General features: G+C 60.3%; 3 protein-coding genes. All 3 read right to left on the reverse strand.

Annotation, left to right across the window (positions count from 1 at the left end; genetic code table 11):
* Window positions 1–178 (reverse strand): crossover junction endodeoxyribonuclease RuvC (locus tag V6C07_RS07105; RefSeq protein WP_333535658.1); only part of this gene is annotated, 178 nt, incomplete at its 3' end.
* A gap of 1 nt (window position 179) precedes the next feature.
* A complete protein-coding gene (locus V6C07_RS07110) occupies window positions 180–983 on the reverse strand; it encodes an MlaE family ABC transporter permease (RefSeq protein WP_333535656.1) in 804 nt (267 codons plus the stop codon).
* Window positions 984–990: 7 nt separating this feature from the next.
* Window positions 991–1,300 (reverse strand): SPOR domain-containing protein (locus V6C07_RS07115; RefSeq protein WP_333535657.1); only part of this gene is annotated, 310 nt, incomplete at its 5' end.

The following is a 1,300-nucleotide window of genomic DNA, read 5'->3' on the forward strand; positions in this document are numbered from 1 at the left end:
GATAGATGCATGCCAGACGGTCCGAAAAAGCCTTGCCCGCCGAGGACGTGCGCACCACGCCGCAGTCCACCAGATGCAACACGCCCGAAACTTCGCGCACCACGCCCCAGCCCGTGCGCTGTGAGCCGGGGTCGATGCCCATAACCGTCACAGGTCCTTTGGCATTGAGCGTAGACATATCAGAGCAGGAAAGAGGTGATAACGTAGTCCGCCGCGAGAATAAGCACGCAGGATATGACCACGGCCGAGGTGGTGGCGTTGCCCACGGCTTCCGGCCCCACGCTGTCGCGCCGCTTGTTGGTGTAGTAGCCCTGGCGGCAGCATATGGTGGTGACCAGCAGGCCGAAGACCACAGACTTTATGAAGCCCCCGGCCACGTCCGTCATGGTGACGGAACTGGCGATGCGGTAAAAATAGGCTCCCTCGTTGATGCCGAGCATGAGCACGCCCGTGAGGTAGCCGCCGATGATGCCGATAACGTCAAACACGGCGGTAAGCAGGGGAAAGGCGATGAACGAGGCCACAAGGCGCGGGCTCACAAGGTAGCCCATGGAGTTGATGTCCATAACATCCAGGGCGTCGATCTGGTCGGTGATGCGCATGACGCCGATTTCGGCGGTCATGGATGACCCGGCGCGCCCGGTGAGCATGATGGCGGTGAGCACCGGCCCCAGTTCGCGGATGAGCGTCAGCGATACGGCAGAGCCGAGCATGCCCACGGAACCGAACTGCACCAGGGTATAGTAACCCTGCAAGCCCAGCACCATACCGCAGAACACCCCAATGAGCATGATAAGAAAGAAGGATTTTGAGCCTATGATATAAAGCTGCTGCATCGTGCGCGGGAAAATCTTTCTGCTGGCAAATATCTGGGCCAGCCCCTCAAAAAAGAAAATGGCCGTGCCGCCCAGGGCATCAACGCCGCGCAGGCAGGGCCTGCCGATGCGGCGTAAAAAGGCTGCGGGAGCAAAGGATTGCGTCATGACTTCCTCACCTGGCCGTTTTACGGCTTTTGCCGGGAACGGCTTTTTTGGATGTCTGTATGGGCGCGCCCAGTTTCATGCGTTTAAGCTCCTCGCGCAGATTGTCGGCGTCACGCTCCGTACCACGCAGGTTGATCATGACCAGTTGCACCTTGCCGCTTTTTTGCAGGCGTGTGCGCAGTCCCCGGCCTTCGAGGCGCTTGCGCAGCCTGTTAGCATCGTCCTCACCCTTGAAGGCCGCCGCCTGAAACACGTAGTCGTAAAGCTGTTCCTGCGTGGCTGTTGCGCCGGGGGCCTGCCCCTGGTTCTGGGCCGCA

The organism is Desulfovibrio sp. 1214_IL3152 (assembly GCF_036763055.1).
Taxonomy (GTDB): domain Bacteria; phylum Desulfobacterota; class Desulfovibrionia; order Desulfovibrionales; family Desulfovibrionaceae; genus Desulfovibrio.

What these genes read in the sequence shown, in the direction of transcription:
- V6C07_RS07110 (WP_333535656.1), bottom strand. Translation starts at nt 983, where the DNA reads ATGACGCAATCCTTTGCTCCCGCAGCCTTTTTACGCCGCATCGGCAGG.